This is a genomic window from Streptococcus dentapri, assembly GCF_042649885.1.
GTDB lineage: Bacteria > Bacillota > Bacilli > Lactobacillales > Streptococcaceae > Streptococcus > Streptococcus dentapri.
Window position 1 is genome coordinate 1 of the sequence record NZ_JBHSAC010000057.1, and the last position, 3,702, is coordinate 3,702.

Annotated in this window: 4 protein-coding genes and 2 pseudogenes; all 6 read left to right on the top strand. The window is 39.0% G+C overall.

The annotated features are described in order from the left end of the window. Positions 1-429, top strand: a 429-nt coding sequence (locus ACFOSE_RS07015; protein WP_380431980.1) for an FtsK/SpoIIIE domain-containing protein, incomplete at its 5' end; no start/stop codon positions are given. Further along, positions 344-1,648, top strand: a complete 1,305-nt coding sequence (locus ACFOSE_RS07020; RefSeq protein ID WP_380431981.1) for a hypothetical protein — start codon at positions 344-346, stop codon at positions 1,646-1,648. The genes ACFOSE_RS07015 and ACFOSE_RS07020, both read left to right, overlap by 86 nt. A 10-nt stretch (positions 1,649-1,658) precedes the next feature. Beyond that, positions 1,659-2,171 carry a hypothetical protein gene (locus tag ACFOSE_RS07025; protein WP_380431983.1) on the top strand — a complete coding sequence of 171 codons (513 nt, stop codon included), beginning with the start codon at positions 1,659-1,661 and terminating at the stop codon, positions 2,169-2,171. A 190-nt stretch (positions 2,172-2,361) separates the two neighbouring features. Then, positions 2,362-2,433, top strand: coding sequence for a polymorphic toxin type 15 domain-containing protein (locus ACFOSE_RS07030; protein WP_380431985.1), 72 nt, complete (start codon positions 2,362-2,364; stop codon positions 2,431-2,433). 83 nt (positions 2,434-2,516) lie between these two features. After that, positions 2,517-3,052: pseudogene (locus ACFOSE_RS07035) on the top strand (T6SS immunity protein Tdi1 domain-containing protein). A 141-nt stretch (positions 3,053-3,193) separates the two neighbouring features. Next, a pseudogene (gene tnpA, locus ACFOSE_RS07040) lies at positions 3,194-3,620 on the top strand (IS200/IS605 family transposase). Positions 3,621-3,702 lie beyond the last annotated feature (82 nt).

Below are 3,702 nucleotides of genomic sequence, written 5' to 3' on the forward strand. Positions count from 1 at the left end.
GTGGTCCAGCATATCGAGCAGGTAGCCAAAGACAGACAGATCACCCAGCTGGCCCAGCCTTGGCTGCCGCCATTGGAGGAGCGGATTTATCTCTCTGAAATTTCTCTTACTGAGAGAGACTGGGATTTACCAGCTAATTACAAGGTAACATATGGAACCATTGATATTCCAAGTGAGCAAAAACAAATACCCGCAACCTATGATTTTGAGGAACAGGGACATTTGATCCTATTCTCTGGCCCAGCAATGGGAAAGACCACTTTCCTACAGACGGTTGTCATGGACCTTGTGCGGCGTAACAGTCCCGAAGATCTCCATATCTACCTTTTAGACTTTGGGACGAATGGGTTTATTGCCCCTGTTGAAATTGCCACATTCGGCAGATATTATTTACACAGACCATATTTCAAAAATGCAGAAATTCATTGAGCGAATGAATCAGGAAATCAAACGGCGGAAGTCTCTTTTTGCTAGAGAATTAGTTTCCACTCTTTCTGCTTACGAATATGAAACAAAAGACCATTTGCCAAGGATTTTTGTGGTTATTGATAACTACGAGGGCATTAGAGAAACAGCGGCATCGGACCTATTCTCGCATTTCTTAACCAATCTTGCCCGTGAGGGAGCCAGTCTTGGTTTATTTGTACTCATGACAACTGGGCGTTCGTCCAGTGTTCAAAATGCTATCCTTGCTAGCATAAAAAGTCGTTTAGCTCTAAAAATGACAGATGACAGTGAGACTAAAGGTCTTATTGGTAAACATCAGTTGGTTATGGAAGATATCCCCGGTCGAGGACTTGTTAAGGTGAATCATCCTGAAATCATGCAGGTGGCTCTGCCGGTTTCTGGTGAAGATGATATGGCTGTCTTGAATAACTTACGTGATGAAGTTGCTAATCTAGATGACTATTGGAGCGGCGAACGCCCAGAAGCTGTTCCAATTGTCCCAGAAGTACTGAGGGTTTCGGACTTTATTAGTCGGAACCAGACCAAGACGATCCTTCAAGCAGGAGGGTTGCCACTTGGTCTTGAGTATGAAGATGTCTCAACCGTTTCGATACAGAAAGGCCAAATCCATCACCTTCATATTCTTTGGGAGAAACAAACGGTACGACGTCGAATTTTTGAGCATCTCTATCAAATGGTTAAGGCAAGACCAAGCCGAGATGAGCTGATCTGTTTTGACACGGCTGACGTCTTTGATGTTGCAGTAGATGACTATGATTGGCAAGCCTACCATCATCATAATGAGATCGAGTCCTTTAGACAAGCTTTTAATAACTTGAAGGATACCATTATTAAGGATCGTCACACTAACTATTATCAAGATAGGTTTGTGTTCATTACAGATTTAGCTCAATTGCTATCGATTACCCATCTAGATGACAACGACTTTGCCCTCATGTATGAAGAGGGTATTAGGGTTGGTGTTCACTTGATCTATGCGACCAACCTGTCATTTGTCAACCGTTCAAGCGTCATAAAAAATTATCTTGAACAACAAGCTGGGGATGCCCTCATTGCCATGAAGATGGGCTCACAGAGCTTCTATAAGAAATCTAACAGTCGATCTGAAAGCTTTATGGACAGCAATCAAGTATACTACCACCATCAGGATGAACAGACCCTGATTAAGATCACCAGATAAGGAGCTAGCTATGAATAAAGACAAAAAAGAAGCGTCGTCAAAACAAATTGTCTTCGACGCATTGACGAAGGATAATCAGGCCTATCTCTTAGACCTTGGAGTACAGCGCCAAAAATCTCACTGGGAAAGTATTGGCTTTGGGTTGGTAGTCGTCTTATCCATTACTTTGATGATTGTGATGGAAACCAATCACGTTTCAAGTGTCTATAGTAATAAGTATATGATGTTTAGTACCCCCATTTTATTTGCTTATTTAGGATTTAGAATAGCCCCTAAAGCTAGATTATTTAGTCAGGCCGATAAAACCTATCCGGGGTGGCGTCAAGCGGTGAAAGGAAGAGTTCATCTGAAGACAGGTGATCAGCTGGTTGCCTTCATGATTACAGTAATCTTGGCCGGTTTTGTATTTGCAGTGTTTTCTAGCTACTATCGTCCCAATACAAAGATGGATCCTGAAAAACAATACAAGCAATATCAGCCAAGCCATGATATCCCTAAAGGAAGTCAACAGCTTAATGAATGATTAACGCAAACTTTAAAGGCCGTCATAAAAAACGCCTCTTTAACAATCATCCAAACGTGATATGACAAAAAATAAGAAGCGTTTTCTTACCCATTTAGTTAGGCAATGATAATTCAAGATATTCTGATACAGCACCAAAGCTTATTCAGTATAATTATAAACAAAAAGCAATGCCCCTAAATTAAGCGGTATGGGAGATAAGGTGATTAACTCTTCTATTGGTTCACAATGGAAATACCACATTGATGTAGTTGACGAATAGATTCGAGCTATGGCTTCTAAGATGACCTCATAGCAATTGAAAAATACTTATTTAAATGTTAAATGAACTTATTAGAGAGACAGATGATTAAAGATTTTCATAAGGTGGCAGATATGCCTCAAGACATTATTGATAAATATCAAGATCAATTCCGGCAGAGTTGCTTCAAATCTAGCAAGAAGACGGTCTAGGAACTTTTCTTGATGGATATCTCAAAGTCATCAATCCAGAGGATTATACTGAATTAGTTCAAAACACTTACTTCAGAGGGGATGTTTCTATTCCAATTTTTGTGATGGCCTTTGGAGATGTGATTACTTTAGAGGAGCAGGAATATATTGGTATTATTCGATATAAAGATGGAGCTTTTAGCATTGTTTGTAAAGGGTTAGATTTATTTTTACAGTTTATTGATAATCACTATATAACAAAACACTTTGACCTCTCTTTTTACCATGAAGCTGTTGAGAAGCATGGTCAATTGGATTATAACCAATGCTTCGGTTTCGTCCCTTTGCTTGCTTTAGGTGGTTCTAAAGATATTGATCATTTAGACAAAGTAAAAATTATTGAACATATTTTACTAATCACGCAACTGGCTGGTAATATCGGTATGTGACTTTAGGTCCGTCATGCTCCGTAAGGTGCGTGACAAATAAACCACCCGCTATGCGGGTGCGCGATAAAGGTTATACCAAAAAACTCCAAACACGATACAATAAAGGTGTTCAAGCCTATTGTAAAGTGAAAGGAGAAAAATATGTCGCAAAAGGCACATAGTTTATCACACACAAAGTGGTTATGTTTTACCACATTTGTCTTCACACCTAAGTATAGACGAAAAATTGTCTATAATCAATATCGAAGTAGTTTGGGAGAAATATTCCGACGATTGTGCAGCTATAAAGCTATAAAAGTGTTGAAATATCGAAGATCATCTGATGCCAGACCATGTTCATATGTTAGTTAGTATTCCACCAAGATTAAGTGTATCAAGTTTCATGGGCTATTTAAAAGGTAAGAGTGCTCTTATGATGTTTGATAAGCACGCTAATCTCAAATATAAATTTTGGAATCGCCATTTCTGGGCAGAAGGCTGCTATGTCAGTACGGTAGGTCTTAATGAAGGCATAATTAAGAAATATATACAAGAGCAGGAAAAACATGATATAGCACTCGATAATTGAGTGTGAAAGACTGAAAAGGCAACAGTTTTCTGTACAAAATTTATAAAGTGTTTTTGTTAAACGATTGCTCTTTTAGTCATGG

Excerpts from the sequence above, each read along its gene's own strand:
- ACFOSE_RS07020 (WP_380431981.1), top strand. The coding sequence starts at position 344 with ATGGGTTTATTGCCCCTGTTGAAATTGCCACATTCGGCAGATATTATT.
- ACFOSE_RS07025 (WP_380431983.1), top strand. The coding sequence starts at position 1,659 with ATGAATAAAGACAAAAAAGAAGCGTCGTCAAAACAAATTGTCTTCGAC.